This is a genomic window from Pseudomonas fluorescens, assembly GCF_902498195.1.
GTDB lineage: Bacteria > Pseudomonadota > Gammaproteobacteria > Pseudomonadales > Pseudomonadaceae > Aquipseudomonas > Aquipseudomonas fluorescens_BU.
Genome location: NZ_CABVIY010000001.1, coordinates 264,692 through 280,175 on the forward strand (window position 1 = coordinate 264,692; position 15,484 = coordinate 280,175).

Sequence of the window (15,484 nt, forward strand, 5' to 3'; positions counted from 1 at the left end):
CTGGTGATGCTGCTGGTTCTGACGCTGGCCACGGTGCTGGGGACGGCGACGGGCAGTCGCTGGGCGCTGGGATTCGTCCCGGGTCTGAGCCTGGACAATTTCCAGGGACGCTTGGGCGGGCAGTGGAGTGCCGACCATGTGCTGTGGCAGCAGGACAGCAGCCGGGTCGAGCTGGACCAGGTGATTTTCGCCTGGTCGCCGTTGTGCCTGACGCGCATGACGCTGTGCATCGATCAATTGCAGGCCGACCGGGTCAGCCTGCAATTTGCGCCGGGTGTCGAAGAAGACAGCAGCGCACCGATCAGCCTTCCGGATGTGCGGCTGCCCGTGGCCCTCGAACTGGGCGATGTCAAGGTCGGCAGCCTGCTGTTCAACGGCAGCGAACAGCTCAAGGGCCTGCAACTGGCGGCGCACTGGACGGCCAACGGCTTGCAGATCGACTCGGTGAGCCTGCAACGCGACGAGCTGAGCCTGAACCTGTCCGGCCTGCTGCAACCCACCGGCCACTGGCCGCTCAAGGCTCAAGGCAAACTCACGCTGCCTGCGCCAGGCACCGAACCGTGGGCGCTGGCTTTGAAGGTCGATGGCGACCTGCTGAAAACCCTGAACCTGACCGCCGACAGCAGCGGATACCTGAACGGGCAACTGACCGGCGAGCTGCAACCGCTGGTGGAAAACCTGCCGGCCAAGGTGCGTATCACCGCTGACGGCTTCAAGCCCGGCGCCGATCTGCCGGACACCCTGCAACTCAATCAGCTGGAACTTACGGGCGCTGGCGATCTTAAAAACGGTTACCAGTTGAACGCCAAGGCGACGCTGCCCGCCGAACAGGGCCCGGTCGCGCTGGCGCTACAAGGCAAGGTCGACGCCAGCGGCGCGCAGATCGCCGCGCTGGACCTGACGGCCAACGACAAGCAAAGCCTCAAGCTGACGGGGCAACTGGACTGGAGCAAAGGCTTGAATGCCGAGGCCACAGTCGATTGGCTGGATTTCCCCTGGCACCGCCTCTATCCGCTGATCGACGAACCGGAAGTCGCCTTGCGCACCTTCAAGGGCGAAGTTTCCTACACCGACGGCAAGTACCTCGGCCACTTCGACGCTAAGGCGGACGGCCCGGCCGGGGCGTTCAGCCTGAGCAGCCCGTTCGCCGGCGACCTGACGAAAATCTACCTGCAACAGATTCAACTGACTGCGGGGCAGGGTAAGGCCGAAGGGCACCTGAACCTGCAATTCGCCGACGGCATCGCCTGGGACACCGCGCTGGACCTGTCGGCGATCAACCCGGCGTACTGGGTCGCGGAGCTGCCGGGCACCCTCGCCGGACCGTTGCGCAGCAAAGGCGAAATGAAGAATGAGAAACTCAGCCTGACCGCCGACCTCGACCTCAAGGGCAAGTTGCGTGGCCAGCCGGCCGTCCTGCAAGCCAAGGCCGATGGTGGCGGCGAGCAATGGAACCTCAATGCCCTGCAAATCCGCCTGGGCGACAACAGCATCCATGGCAAGGGCAGCCTGCAACAGAAACTGGCCGGGCAGATCGACATCAAGTTGCCGCGACTGGCCCAGCTCTGGCCGCAATTACGCGGCCAGATCAATGGCCGGGTCGACGTCGCCGGCACGCTCAAGGCGCCCCAGGGCAAGCTCGGGCTGCAAGGTTCGCAACTGGCATTTGCTGATAATCGCCTGCAAAGCCTGAACCTGGATGCCACCCTCGACAGTGCGCAACGGGCGAAAATCGACCTCAAGGGCAGCGGCATCCAGACCGGTGACACCTCGCTCGGTACCTTGACCGCCAGCGGCCAGGGCGACATCAGGAACCAGAAACTGAGCCTCGACCTGCAAGGGCCGAAGCTGAAACTGGCTCTCGGGCTGGACGGCGCGCTGGACAAGGGCAACTGGCGCGGACGCCTGGCCAGTGGCGATATCCAGGCCGGTGGCCAGGACTGGCGGCTGCAAGGGCCGGCAAAATTGGAGCGGCTGGCGGATGGCAAAATCAACTTCGGCGCCCATTGCTGGATGTCCGGCACCGCCAGCCTGTGCGGTGAAGACCAGCGCCTGATGCCCGAACCGAAGCTGCGTTATCACCTCAAGCAATTCCCGATCGACAGCCTCGCCCAGTGGCTGCCGAAGGATTTTGCCTGGAAGGGCCGGCTCAATGCCGACGTGCAACTGGACGTACCGGCCAGCGGCCCGAACGGTCAGATCAGCATCGATGCCAGCGGGGGCACGTTGCGGATCAAGGACAAAGACCAGTGGCTGGACTTCCCGTACCAGACCCTGAAACTCACCAGCACACTCACGCCCAAGCGTATCGACACTGACCTGAATTTCGTCGGCGGCAAGCTCGGCGAGTTGATGGTGCAGGCGCAGATCAACCCGCTGGCCAAGGACAAACCCTTGAGCGGTTCATTCCGCTTGAATGGCCTGGATCTGTCGGTGGCGCGTCCGTTTGTGCCCATGGTCGAAAAGCTGACCGGGCGCTTGAACGGCAGCGGCACGATTGCAGGCACGCTGCTGGCACCGCAGGTCAACGGCAATTTGTTACTCAGCGACGGCGAGGTGTCCGGCCCTGAATTGCCGATGGAGATCGAAGCCTTGCGGCTTCAGGCAGTCATTGCCGGCGAAACTGTGCAACTCAGCGGCGGCTGGAAAAGTGGCAAGGCGGGCCAGGGCAGCCTTAACGGCAACATTGCCTGGGGCCAGGCGCTGGTGGTGGACCTGGCGCTCAAGGGCGCGCAGTTGCCGGTCACCGTCGAGCCTTACGCCAAGCTCGAAGTGGCGCCGGACCTGAAGATTTCGATCAAGGACGACAAGCTGGCGGTCGCCGGCAAAGTCCTGGTGCCCAAGGGCGACATCACCATTCGCGAGTTGCCGCCCTCGACGGTCAAGGTGTCCGATGACACGGTCATCGTCGGCCAGCAGACCGAGGAGGGCAAGCCGCCGATGGCCACGGTGATGGACATCGATGTGGTGGTGGGCGACGACAAGCTGAGTTTCGCCGGGTTTGGCCTGACGGCGAACCTGAAGGGGCATGTGCACATCGGCGATAACCTCGACACCCGTGGCGAGCTTTGGCTCAACGATGGGCGTTATCGCGCCTACGGCCAGCGCCTGACGGTGCGCCGGGCGCGCCTGCTGTTTGCCGGCCCCATCGACCAGCCGTATCTGGATATCGAAGCCATTCGCCAGACCGACGACGTGATCGCCGGCATTCGCTTGAGCGGCAGCGCCGAACAGCCGACCACGCAGATTTTCTCCGAACCGGCCATGAGCCAGGAGCAGGCGCTGTCCTACCTGGTGCTGGGGCGGCCGTTAAGCACCAACGGCGAGGACAACAACATGCTCGCCCAGGCCGCGCTCGGGTTGGGCCTGATGGGCAGTTCCGGGGTGACCGGCAGCCTGGCGAAGAACCTCGGCATCGAGGACTTCCAACTCGATACCCAGGGCAGCGGCAACACCACCAGCGTGGTCGCCAGCGGCAACCTCTCCGAGAAACTCAGCCTGCGCTATGGCGTCGGCGTGTTCGAGCCGGCCAATACCATTGCCTTGCGCTACAAGCTGAGCAAAAAGGTCTACCTCGAAGCCGCGGGCGGTGTGGCCAGTTCGCTGGACATCTTCTACAAACGGGATTTCTAGGCCCGCATTCCCTCCAGAAACCGGGTAGTTCCCTTCGCGAGCAAGCCCGCTCCCACACTGATTCTGCGTACGCCGCGGATCAAATGTGGGAGCGGGCTTGCTCGCGAAGGCGTCAGCGCGGTCGCCACAAATCCCGACACCATCGGTCAACTAATTACCAAGCAACCTAACTATTACGTTGACATTGGCTGCCTAGGCAGTAATATTTCGACATACATTCACTGCCTAGGCAGCTAACGGGTGGTCAGATGAAGCATTTCTCTCCGGACAATTTCCACAATTGCCATCTCGGTCTGTTGCTCGGGCGCGCCGCGCTGCTCAAGGACCGGATCATCGACACGCACATGGAACCCCACGGCATCACCGCCGCGCAGTTCAAGGTGCTGATCATCATGGCCCAGTACGGCGTCGACTCGCCGGGCGAGCTGTGCCGGCACCTGTCCCTGGACAGCGGTTCGATGACCCGCATGCTCGATCGTCTGGAACAGAAAGGCTTTCTCGTGCGCCAACGCTCCGAAGCAGACCGCCGTCAGGTGCGCCTGGTGCTGACCGAAGAGGGCCAGAAGCTCGCCGATCGCCTGCCGCACATCGGCGCCGAGGCCATGAACGAGCTGGCGGGCGCTGTCACTCCGCAAGAACTGCGCACCCTGGAAGAGATCCTCAAGAAAATACTGCTGGCAGCCGGTGACTCGATCACGGTGCTGCGCTTAGGTGGCAACCATGAACAGTAAAACCCTGCGCACCGGTTTGAGTCTGGTGCTGTTGGCCATGAGCCTGGCCGGTTGCGCCAGCTACAGTGGCCTGAGCACCGAAGGCGTCAGCCTCGATGCGAAAAACCTCAAGGCCGGGCAATCCCTTGGCGGCGTGACGCTGTCGCCGGCGGCCTGGCCGAAAAGCGACTGGTGGAAAAGTCTCGGTGATCCGCAGCTCGACGGTCTGATCCGCGAAGCCCTGCACGACAGCCCGGACATGCAGATCGCCGATGCCCGCGCCCACCAGGCCGCCGCTGCTGCGTCGGCTGCCGACGCCGAACGCATGCCGACCCTCGATGCCAGCGCCAGCGTCAGCCGTTCGCGTCTGGCCCGCGATCAGGACCCGAGCGGGCAGGGCGACCGCTACTCGACCTTGCGCAGCCTCGGCGTCAGCTTCAACTACAACTTCGATCTCTGGGGCGGCCAGCGTGACGCCTGGGAAGCCGCCTTGGGTCAGGCGCGTGCCGCCGAAGTCGATCAACAGGCGGCGCAGCTCACCCTGTCCGCCGATGTCGCCCGCGCCTACAGCGATCTGGGGCAGGCGCACATTGTCTACGACCTGTCTGCCGAAGACCTCAAGCGCACCCGACAAATGCTCGATCTGAGCAAGCGTCGACTGAGTGCCGGGATCGACAGCCAGTATCAGTTCCAGCAGACCGAAAGCCTGGAAGCCACCTCCCAAGCCAACCTGATCGACGCCGAGAAACGCCTGCAAAGCGCGAAAATCGCCCTGGCCGTGCTGCTCGGCAAAGGCCCGGATCGCGGCAATGAGATTGCCCGTCCGCACATCCTCATGGCCAGCGCCGTGGCGTTGCCGTCGGTGCTGCCGGCCGAGTTGCTGGGTCGCCGTCCGGACCTGGTGGCGGCGCGCTGGCGGGTCGAGGCGGCGAGCAAGAACATCGACGCCGGCAAGACCCGCTTCTATCCCAACTTGAACCTCAGCGCCGCGGCCGGTGCCGAATCCTTGTTGGGCGATGCGATGTTCGGTTCGGCGAGTCGCTTCTTCAACATCGCGCCGACCATTTCCCTGCCGATTTTCGACGGTGGCCGCCTGCGCGCCGACCTCGATTCCCGCGACGCCGACTATGACCTCGCGGTGGCGCAGTACAACAAAAGCCTGGTGAGGGCGCTGGGGGATGTCAGCGACAGCATCAACCAGTTGCGCGATATCGGCCGGCAGATCGCTGCCCAGCAGCACGCCACCGACATCGCCCAGGATTCCTACAACACCGTGGTCCAGCGGTACGGTTCCGGCATCGGTAACTACCTGGACGTGCTCAGCATCGAGCAGCAATTGCTCCAGGCCCAGCGTCAGCTGGCCAACCTGAATGCCGAGCAGATCGACCTGTCGATCCAACTGATGCAGGCGCTGGGTGGCGGTTTTCAGCCTGAGGCCGTCGCCTCGGCTGACGTTACTCCAGCCACGCTGACTCACTAATTCAAGGTATTTGTCATGGCCACTGCCGATACAACTCAAACCCCTGAAAACGCACCGGGCAATCCCAACGCGGGCAAGCGAAAGTTCATGTTGCTGGCCCTCGCCGTGGTGGTCGCGCTGGGCGGCGCGGCTGTCTGGGCTTACCACGATTTCTACGGTCGCTGGAGCGAAAGCACCGATGACGCCTACGTCAACGGCAACGTGGTGGAAATCACCCCGTTGGTCACCGGCACGGTGGTGAGCATCGGCGCCGACGATGGCGATCTGGTCCATGAAGGCCAGGTGCTGGTGAACTTCGACCCCAACGACGCCGAAATCGGTTTGCAGAATGCCCAGGCCCAACTGGCGCGCACCGTGCGCCAGGTGCGTGGCTTGTACAGCAACGTCGACGGCATGAAAGCCCAGGTCAATGCGCAACAGGCCGAGGTGCAGAAAGCCCAGGACAACTTCAACCGGCGCAAAAACCTGGCCGCCGGCGGGGCGATTTCCCAGGAAGAACTGTCCCACGCCCGTGACGACCTGACCTCGGCGCAGAACGCCCTGGCCAACGCCAGACAGCAGCTCAAGACCACCAGCGCCCTGGTGGATGACACCGTGGTCTCGTCCCATCCTGATGTGATGGCCGCCGCCGCGCAATTGCGTCAGGCCTACCTGAACAATGCCCGCAGCACCCTGATCGCGCCGGTCACCGGTTACGTGGCCAAGCGCACTGTGCAGCTGGGTCAACGGGTGCAGCCGGGCACGGCACTGATGGCGGTGATCCCGCTGGATCAGCTGTGGATCGATGCCAACTTCAAGGAAACCCAACTGCGCGACATGCGCATCGGCCAGCCGGTGGAAATTGAAGCCGACCTCTACGGCAGCGACGTGACCTACAGCGGCACCATCGACAGCCTCGGCGCCGGGACCGGCAGTGCGTTTGCCCTGTTGCCGGCGCAAAACGCCACCGGTAACTGGATCAAGATCGTGCAGCGGGTACCGGTGCGGATTCACGTCAATGCTGAAGAACTGGCCAAACACCCGTTGCGGGTGGGCCTGTCGACCGTGGTCGATGTGGACCTGCATGACCAGAGCGGCCCGGTGCTGGCGCAACAGCCGCCGCAGAAGGCGTCGTTCAGCACCAACATCTATGACCGCCAGTTGGCCGAAGCCGACGCCATGATCACGCAACTGATTCACGACAACAGCGCCGCGGTCAGCAAGACCGCGAACCGCTGATACCGACCTCTTGTGGGAGCGGGCTTGCTCGCGAATGCGGAGTTTCAGATACAACAATGTCGAATGTTGCATTGCATTCGCGAGCAAGCCCGCTCCCACAGGGTTAGCTGTGTCTGTAACGGGCGCGGCCCCCGTCTAGTTTCATAGGATTCGCGATGAGCAATAACGCCTCTTTCACGCCCCCCAGCCTGCTGCTCAGCACCATCGGCCTGTCGCTGGCGACCTTCATGCAGGTGCTCGACACCACCATCGCCAACGTGGCGTTGCCGACGATTTCCGGCAACCTGGGCGTGAGTTCGGAGCAGGGCACCTGGGTGATCACCTCATTCGCCGTGAGCAACGCCATTGCCCTGCCGCTGACCGGTTGGCTCAGCCGGCGCTTCGGCGAGGTGAAGCTGTTTGTCTGGGCGACGCTGTTGTTCGTGCTGGCCTCGTTCCTGTGCGGGATCTCCACCTCGATGCCGGAACTGGTGGGTTTCCGGGTCCTGCAAGGGGTGGTGGCGGGGCCGTTGTACCCGATGACCCAGACGCTGCTGATCGCAGTGTATCCACCGGCGAAACGGGGGATGGCCCTGGCGTTATTAGCGATGGTCACGGTGGTGGCGCCCATTGCCGGGCCGATTCTCGGGGGCTGGATCACCGACAGCTACAGCTGGCCGTGGATCTTCTTCATCAACGTGCCCATCGGCCTGTTCGCCGCGTGGGTGGTGACCCAACAGATGAAGAAGCGTCCGGTGGTCACCAGCCGCCAACCCATGGATTACGTGGGCCTGATCGCCTTGATCATCGGCGTCGGCGCCTTGCAGATCGTCCTCGACAAAGGCAACGACGCCGACTGGTTCGAATCGAGCTTCATTATTATCGGCTCGGTGATTTCCGTGGTCGCCCTGGCGTTCTTCGTGATCTGGGAAATGACCGATGAACACCCGGTGGTCAACCTGCGGCTGTTCGCCCACCGCAACTTCCGCTACGGCACCATCGTGCTGATCCTGGGGTACGCGGGCTTCTTCGGGATCAACCTGATCCTGCCGCAATGGTTGCAAACACGCTTGGGCTACACCGCGACCTGGGCCGGGTTTGCCGTGGCGCCGCTGGGTATCCTGCCGGTTCTGTTGTCACCGTTCGTCGGCAAATACGCGCCGCGTTTCGACATGCGGCTGCTGGCGGGGCTGGCATTCCTGGCCATCGGCCTGAGCTGTTTCATGCGCGCCGGTTTCACCAATGAAGTGGACTTCCAGCACATCGCCATGGTGCAACTGTTCATGGGCATCGGCGTGGCGCTGTTCTTCATGCCGACCCTGACCATCCTGCTGTCGGATTTGCCACCGAACCAGATTGCCGACGGCTCCGGCCTGGCCACGTTCCTGCGTACATTGGGCGGCAGCTTCGCGGCCTCCCTGACCACCTGGATCTGGATCCGTCGTGCCGATCAACACCACGCCTACCTGACCGAAAGCATCACCCAGTACGATCCGGCGACCCGCGAGGCGCTGGCGCAGTTGGGCGGGGCAGGGGCCAAGGCCTACACGCAGCTGGAGCAGACGGTGGTCAGCCAGGCGTACATCATGTCCACGGTGGATTACTTCACCCTGATGGGCTGGATGTTCATGGGCCTGATCCTGATCGTGTGGCTGGCCAAGCCGCCATTTACCGCCAAGGCTGGCCCTGCGGCATCCGCCGGCCATTAAACACCGCAGGACCAATGTGGGAGCGGGCTTGCTCGCGAATGCAGGGTGTCAGACAACATAGATGTGGCTGACACTCCGCCTTCGCGAGCAAGCCCGCTCCCACAGGAGATTTGCGTTCGGTGTTAGAGAGTGGGTGCAGCAAGTTGCGGCGGCGGGGCAAAATCAAACGGCGCCAGCGCAAACCCCTGCTCATCCACCTGCAACGCCCAGCCCTGGCGATCCCAATCCCCGAGCACAATGCGCCGGGCCGCCTGATCGCCAATCTGCAGCTTGTGGATGGCGGGACGGTGAGTGTGACCATGGACCAGGGTTTTCACCCCGTATTGCTGCATGATCCGCGGAATTTCCTCCGGCGTGACATCGACAATGTCATTGGCCTTCATCCGCGTCTGCGCACGGCTTTCACTGCGCAGTTTGCGCGCCAGTTTATGCCGCGTGCGCAACGGCAGGTGCCGCAGGATGAACAGGGTGACGGGGTTGCGCAGGTAGCGACGCAGCTTCATGTAGGCTTCGTCGCGGGTGCAGAGGCTGTCGCCGTGCATCAGCAGCACGGGTTCGCCGTTGAACGGCACGACGCTCGGGTCTTTCAGCAGGGTGCAGCCGGCCTGTTTGCAGAAGGCCTGGCCGAGCATGAAATCGCGATTGCCGTGCATCAGGAAAATGGCCGTGCCGCTGTCGCTCAATTCGCGCAGGGCCTGGCAGATGGAACGCTGGAAGGGGGTCATGGCGTCGTCGCCAATCCACGCCTCGAAAAAGTCGCCCAGGATGTACAACGCACTGGCCGAGCGGGCGCGTCCGGCGAGCAAATCCAGAAACGCCCGGGTGATGTCCGGGCGCTCCTCTTCCAGATGCAAGTCTGAAATCAGCAATATCACTCAATGATCTCGGCTTTCTCGATGATCACGTCGTCTGCGGGTACGTCCTGGTGGCCGGACTTGGAGGTGGTGGCCACGCCTTTGATCTTGTCGACAACGTCCTGGCCCGCGGTCACTTTACCGAATACCGCGTAGCCCCAGCCTTGAACGTTCTTGCCGCTGTGGTTCAGGAAGCTGTTGTCAGCCACGTTGATGAAGAACTGCGCGGAAGCCGAATGCGGCTCCATGGTACGGGCCATGGCGACGGTGTACTTGTCGTTGGAAAGGCCGTTGTCGGCTTCGTTCTGGATGCTTGGGCGCTTGTCTTTCTTTTCTTTCATGCCTGGCTCGAAACCGCCGCCCTGGATCATGAAGTTACCGATGACGCGGTGGAAAACGGTGTTTTCGTAGTGACCGGCTTTGACGTATTCGACGAAGTTGGCAACGGTGATCGGTGCCTTTTCAGCGTTCAGTTCCAGGACGATGTCGCCATGGTTGGTGGTCAATTTGACTTGGGTCATGTTGGCTACTCTTTGAGGAATTCGTGGGTTTCGGGGCAACAAGGCCCTCAACCGTGTTGGTCGGCGTCGACCAAGATGCGCAGTTTAGCGCGACGGCCGCGAATTTCGAGGCTGTTTTTCATTGGCATCCGATTAAATGCAGCCGTTTTCGGGCCTGCTCTGTCAGCGGCTTGACGGCATCGGCTATGATAGCGGCTTTGTTTTGTCCGGCCCTTAGCAGGCCATGCACTTGTACGCCAAGGATCCTATGAGCAAGCCCACTGTCGACCCTACCTCGAATGCCAAGACCGGCCCTGCCGTGCCGGTCAACTTCCTGCGGCCGATCATCCAGGCAGACCTGGACTCGGGCAAGCACACGCAGATCGTCACCCGTTTCCCGCCTGAGCCCAACGGCTACCTGCACATCGGTCACGCCAAGTCGATCTGTGTGAACTTCGGCCTGGCCCAGGAGTTCGGTGGCGTCACGCACCTGCGTTTCGACGACACCAACCCGGCCAAGGAAGACCAGGAATACATCGACGCGATCGAAAGCGACGTCAAGTGGCTGGGCTTCGAGTGGTCCGGTGAAGTGCGCTACGCCTCGCAATATTTCGACCAGTTGCACGACTGGGCGGTCGAGCTGATCAAGGCCGGCAAGGCCTACGTCGATGACCTGAGCCCCGAGCAGGCCAAGGAATACCGTGGCAGCCTGACCGAGCCGGGCAAGAACAGCCCGTTCCGCGATCGCTCGGTGGAAGAAAACCTCGACTGGTTCGCCCGCATGCGCGCCGGCGAGTTCCCGGACGGCGCACGCGTGCTGCGGGCGAAGATCGACATGGCCTCGCCGAACATGAACCTGCGCGACCCGATCATGTACCGCATCCGCCACGCCCATCACCACCAGACCGGCGACAAGTGGTGCATCTACCCCAACTATGACTTCACGCACGGTCAGTCGGACGCCATCGAAGGCATCACCCACTCGATCTGCACCCTGGAGTTCGAAAGCCACCGTCCGCTGTACGAATGGTTCCTGGAAAACCTGCCGGTGCCGGCCAACCCGCGCCAGTACGAATTCAGCCGCCTGAACCTGAACTACACCATCACCAGCAAGCGCAAGCTCAAGCAGCTGGTCGATGAGAAGCACGTCAATGGCTGGGACGATCCGCGCATGTCCACGCTGTCGGGTTTCCGCCGCCGTGGCTATACGCCGAAATCGATCCGCAACTTCTGCGAAATGATTGGCACCAACCGTTCCGACGGCGTGGTCGACTTCGGCATGCTCGAATTCAGCATCCGCGACGACCTCGACCACAGCGCGCCACGCGCCATGTGCGTACTGCGTCCGCTGAAGGTCGTGATCACCAACTACCCGGAAGGCCAGGTCGAGAACCTCGAACTGCCGTGCCACCCGAAAGAAGACATGGGCGTGCGCGCGCTGCCGTTCGCCCGCGAGATCTACATCGACCGTGAAGACTTCATGGAAGAGCCGCCAAAAGGCTACAAGCGCCTGGAACCGGCCGGCGAAGTGCGCCTGCGTGGCAGCTACGTGATCCGCGCCGACGAAGCGATCAAGGACGCCGACGGCAACATCGTCGAGCTGCGTTGCTCGTACGACCCGGACACCCTGGGCAAGAACCCGGAAGGCCGCAAGGTCAAGGGCGTGATCCACTGGGTGCCGGCTGCGGCCAGCGTCGAGTGTGAAGTGCGCCTGTACGATCGCCTGTTCCGCTCTGCGAACCCTGAAAAGGCTGAAGACAGCGCCAGCTTCCTGGACAACATCAACCCTGATTCGCTGCAGGTACTCACCGGTTGTCGTGCCGAGCCTTCGCTGGGCAACGCACAGCCGGAAGACCGTTTCCAGTTCGAGCGCGAAGGCTACTTCGTCGCGGATATCAAGGACTCGAAACCAGGCCAGCCGGTATTCAACCGTACCGTGACCCTGCGTGATTCGTGGGGCCAGTGATTCAAAGGATTTAACGTGCTAACCATCTACAACACGCTCACCAAGAGCAAAGAAGTCTTCAAGCCGCTGGATGGCAACAAGGTGCGCATGTACGTGTGCGGCATGACCGTGTACGACTACTGCCACCTGGGCCACGGCCGCAGCATGGTCGCGTTCGACCTGGTGACCCGCTGGCTGCGGTTCAGCGGTTACGACCTGACCTACGTGCGCAACATCACCGACATCGACGACAAGATCATCAACCGGGCCAACGAGAACGGCGAGTCGTTCGAAGCCTTGACCGAACGCATGATCGCGGCGATGCACGAAGACGAAGCGCGGCTGAACATCCAGAAGCCGGACATGGAACCGCGCGCCACGGACCACATCCCTGGCATGCACGCGATGATCCAGACCCTGATCGACAAGGGTTACGCCTACGCCCCGGGCAATGGCGACGTGTACTACCGCGTCGGCAAGTTCATGGGCTACGGCAAGCTGTCGCGCAAGAAGATCGAAGACCTGCGCATCGGTGCGCGGATCGAAGTCGACGAAGCCAAGGAAGATCCGCTGGACTTCGTATTGTGGAAAGGCGTCAAGCCGGGCGAGCCGAGCTGGGAATCGCCGTGGGGCGCCGGGCGTCCGGGCTGGCACATCGAGTGCTCGGTGATGTCGACCTGCTGCCTGGGCGAGACCTTCGATATTCATGGCGGCGGCAGCGACCTGGAGTTCCCGCACCACGAAAACGAAATCGCCCAGAGCGAAGCGGCCACCGGCAAGACCTACGCCAACGCGTGGATGCATTGCGGCATGATCCGCATCAATGGCGAGAAGATGTCCAAGTCCTTGAACAACTTCTTCACCATCCGCGACGTACTCGACAAGTACCACCCGGAAGTCGTGCGTTACCTGCTGGTGTCGAGCCACTACCGCAGCGCGATCAACTACTCGGAAGACAACCTCAAGGACGCCAAGGGCGCCCTGGAGCGTTTCTACCACGCGTTGAAAGGCCTGCCGAGCGTGGCGCCGGCCGGCGGCGAAGCCTTTGTCGAGCGTTTCACCCAGGTGATGAACGACGACTTCGGCACCCCGGAAGCCTGCGCGGTGCTGTTCGAGATGGTGCGTGAGATCAACCGTCTGCGCGAGAGCGATCTGAACGCCGCTGCCGGTCTCGCCGCCCGTTTGAAAGAACTGGCGAGCGTACTCGGTGTGTTGCAGCTCGAAGCTGAAGACTTCCTGCAAGCCGGTGCCGAAGGGCGCGTGGATGCAGCCGAAGTCGATGCGCTGATTGCTGCACGCTTGGCAGCGCGTGCCGGCAAGGACTGGGCCGAATCCGACCGCATCCGCGACCAGCTCACCGCCATGGGCGTGGTGCTGGAAGACGGGAAGGGCGGGACGACCTGGCGATTGGCTGACTGATTGTTGTAGTGCTTACCAAACAAAACCCGCCTTGTGCGGGTTTTTGTTTTGGGGCCAGGCGCAAGGTTAGCGGTGCCCCGGCTGGCGCCTTCGCGAGCAAGCCCGCTCCCACATGGGTCTTGTGCACGACGCAGATCCAATGTGGGAGCGGGCTTGCTCGCGAATGGTCTTAAGCCGGCTAAAACAGGTGCGGTTGAATTGTCATTCCGCCTGGCGCAACCGCTTGTACAGGGTATTTCGACTAACTCCCAGCCGCCGCGCCAAGTGCGAAATATTCCCCCCCACCGCCTGCAACTGCCGATTCAAATCCTCCGCATCATCCAGATCCACCGCCAACGGCTGCGGTGTATCCACCGGCTCCATCTCCATGTCCACGAAGAAATCATCCGGCAAGTGCTCCGGCCGCACTGGTTGCTCCTCGGCCATGGCCAGCGCCACCTGCATCACGCTGCTGACTTGGCGCAAGTTTCCCGGCCACGGGTGGCGATCGAACAGCTCCAGCACTTCATGGCTCAAACCGGCCCACTGGCTTGGTTCGCGATGTTGCTCCCACAAACGCTTGAACAGCGCCTGCTTGTCGCTGCGTTCGCGTAGCGGCGGCAACTCCAGGGTCAGTCCACCGATGCGGTAATACAAATCCTCGCGAAAACGCCCCAATTGCACTTGTTCGCGCAAGGAACGGTTGGTCGCCGAGATGATGCGGATGTCCACCGCAAACAACTCGCTGCTGCCCACCGGTTGCACGCAACGCTCTTGCAACACGCGCAGCAGCCGGGCCTGGGTCGGCAGTGGCATGTCGCCGATTTCATCGAGGAACAGCGTGCCTTTATCGGCTTTGCGAATCAGGCCGATGCTGCCTTTCTGGTTGGCGCCAGTGAACGCGCCCTTTTCGTAGCCGAACAGCTCAGATTCCACCAGTTCGGCGGGGATCGCCGCGCAGTTGACGGCAATGAACGGTTGTTTACTGCGCGAACTGGCCTGATGCAGGGCTTTGACGAAGACTTCCTTGCCGACGCCGGTCTCACCGTGGATCAGCAGTGGAATGTCTTTTTCCAGCAGGCGCTCGGCCTGGCGCACGGCTTTTTCCACGCGGCTGTCACCGAAGTGCAGGGTGCTGAGGCTGATGGCGGCCGGTGCTGCGACGACGGGTTCAGTGAACACCCTTGCCTGAATGGCGACCTGCTTTGGCCGTTTCAGCAGACACTGGAAACGATTGCGCCCGGAGGTTTGCAGGGAGAACGGCAACCCCTCGGGCTGATTCAACAGCTCCAGCAACGAGACCTTGAACAGACTCTCGACACTGACTCGGGACAGCCGCACGCCCAGCAAATTGTCGGCGCGCCGGTTGGCGGAGAGCACCTGGCCACTCTCGTCGAAGATCAGCAACCCGGCCCACTGGCTGTCGAGGTTGTTCAGGCCGGTGTTGAAGGTCAGCTGGAAATGCTGGCCGTGGAACAGGTTGAGGATCAGCCGGTTTTCCACGGTCTGACTCATCATCTTGACCATGCCCAGGGTGTGAGACGGCGGCAGGTAGCTGTCGCTGGACACGTCCAGGACGGCGATGACCTTGCGCTCGGCATCGAAAATCGGCGCGGCGGAGCCGGTCATGAAACGGTTGGCCTTGAGAAAGTGTTCGTCGTGCTCGATATGCACCGCTTGCTCGCAAGCCAGGGCCGTGCCGATGGCGTTGGTCCCGCTGCAACGCTCCATCCAGCTGGCACCGGCGCTGAAGCCGCGGGTCAGGCTCGGCTCGATAAAACGCTGGGTGCCCCAGGACGTCAGCACCTGGCCCTGATTGTCGGCGAGCATGATCAGGCAATTGGAGTTGCTCAGGATGTTCTCGTAGTACGGCAGCACTTCCTGATGGGTGGTCTGCACCAGTGAATGCTGGCTTTCCAGCAACTGGGCAATGCCTTCGGCTGGCAGCTGATCGAAGGCCGGCGTGCTCTGGTGGCTAAGGCCGAATGCGCGGCAACGTTTCCAGGAGTCCTGGATGATGGCGTCGTGGGATAACGCGGGGGCAGGTGCGGCCATGGC

10 protein-coding genes are annotated in these 15,484 nt (G+C 62.4%); 7 read left to right on the forward strand and 3 right to left on the reverse strand.

The genetic code is table 11. From position 1 onward, the window contains the following. The first annotated feature begins 6 nt into the window (after positions 1 to 6). The 5 genes from F8N66_RS01175 to F8N66_RS01195 all read left to right on the forward strand — a co-directional run bounded on the left by F8N66_RS01175 (position 7) and on the right by F8N66_RS01195 (position 8,729). Positions 7 to 3,633: a translocation/assembly module TamB domain-containing protein gene (locus tag F8N66_RS01175; protein ID WP_150769198.1), complete on the forward strand. Its 3,627-nt coding sequence runs from the start codon at positions 7 to 9 to the stop codon at positions 3,631 to 3,633. A 248-nt stretch (positions 3,634 to 3,881) separates the two neighbouring features. After that, the gene (locus F8N66_RS01180) at positions 3,882 to 4,364 is read left to right on the forward strand and encodes a MarR family winged helix-turn-helix transcriptional regulator (RefSeq protein ID WP_150768435.1); all 483 of its coding nucleotides are present in this window, start codon (positions 3,882 to 3,884) and stop codon (positions 4,362 to 4,364) included. Then, positions 4,354 to 5,823, forward strand: a complete 1,470-nt coding sequence (locus tag F8N66_RS01185) for an efflux transporter outer membrane subunit (RefSeq protein ID WP_150768436.1) — start codon at positions 4,354 to 4,356, stop codon at positions 5,821 to 5,823. The genes F8N66_RS01180 and F8N66_RS01185 overlap by 11 nt, the downstream gene beginning before the upstream one ends. 15 nt (positions 5,824 to 5,838) lie before the next feature. Further along, positions 5,839 to 7,041: an efflux RND transporter periplasmic adaptor subunit gene (locus tag F8N66_RS01190; protein WP_150768437.1), complete on the forward strand. Its 1,203-nt coding sequence runs from the start codon at positions 5,839 to 5,841 to the stop codon at positions 7,039 to 7,041. Between the two features lie 155 nt (positions 7,042 to 7,196). Continuing rightward, complete coding sequence (locus tag F8N66_RS01195; protein WP_150768438.1) at positions 7,197 to 8,729, forward strand: DHA2 family efflux MFS transporter permease subunit; 1,533 nt, start codon at positions 7,197 to 7,199, stop codon at positions 8,727 to 8,729. 122 nt (positions 8,730 to 8,851) lie between these two features. Here the strand turns inward: F8N66_RS01195 and lpxH are convergent, their stop codons facing one another. Together lpxH and F8N66_RS01205 are read right to left on the reverse strand one after the other, a co-directional pair. After that, complete coding sequence (gene lpxH, locus F8N66_RS01200) at positions 8,852 to 9,604, reverse strand: UDP-2,3-diacylglucosamine diphosphatase (protein WP_150768439.1); 753 nt, start codon at positions 9,602 to 9,604, stop codon at positions 8,852 to 8,854. After that, the gene (locus F8N66_RS01205) at positions 9,601 to 10,104 is read right to left on the reverse strand and encodes a peptidylprolyl isomerase (RefSeq protein ID WP_150768440.1); all 504 of its coding nucleotides are present in this window, start codon (positions 10,102 to 10,104) and stop codon (positions 9,601 to 9,603) included. The genes lpxH and F8N66_RS01205 overlap by 4 nt, the downstream gene beginning before the upstream one ends. Positions 10,105 to 10,351: 247 nt before the next feature. Here F8N66_RS01205 and F8N66_RS01210 point away from each other — a divergent pair, with 247 nt between their 5' ends. Together F8N66_RS01210 and cysS are read left to right on the forward strand one after the other, a co-directional pair. After that, the gene (locus F8N66_RS01210; protein WP_150768441.1) at positions 10,352 to 12,049 is read left to right on the forward strand and encodes a glutamine--tRNA ligase/YqeY domain fusion protein; all 1,698 of its coding nucleotides are present in this window, start codon (positions 10,352 to 10,354) and stop codon (positions 12,047 to 12,049) included. 15 nt (positions 12,050 to 12,064) lie between these two features. Continuing rightward, the gene (cysS, locus tag F8N66_RS01215) at positions 12,065 to 13,447 is read left to right on the forward strand and encodes a cysteine--tRNA ligase (RefSeq protein WP_150768442.1); all 1,383 of its coding nucleotides are present in this window, start codon (positions 12,065 to 12,067) and stop codon (positions 13,445 to 13,447) included. A 201-nt stretch (positions 13,448 to 13,648) separates the two neighbouring features. On the opposite strand, the gene F8N66_RS01220 is transcribed toward cysS, so the two are convergent. Beyond that, entirely contained in the window at positions 13,649 to 15,481 is a 1,833-nt protein-coding gene (locus F8N66_RS01220) for a sigma-54-dependent Fis family transcriptional regulator (RefSeq protein WP_150768443.1), read from the reverse strand. Positions 15,482 to 15,484: the final 3 nt, after the last annotated feature.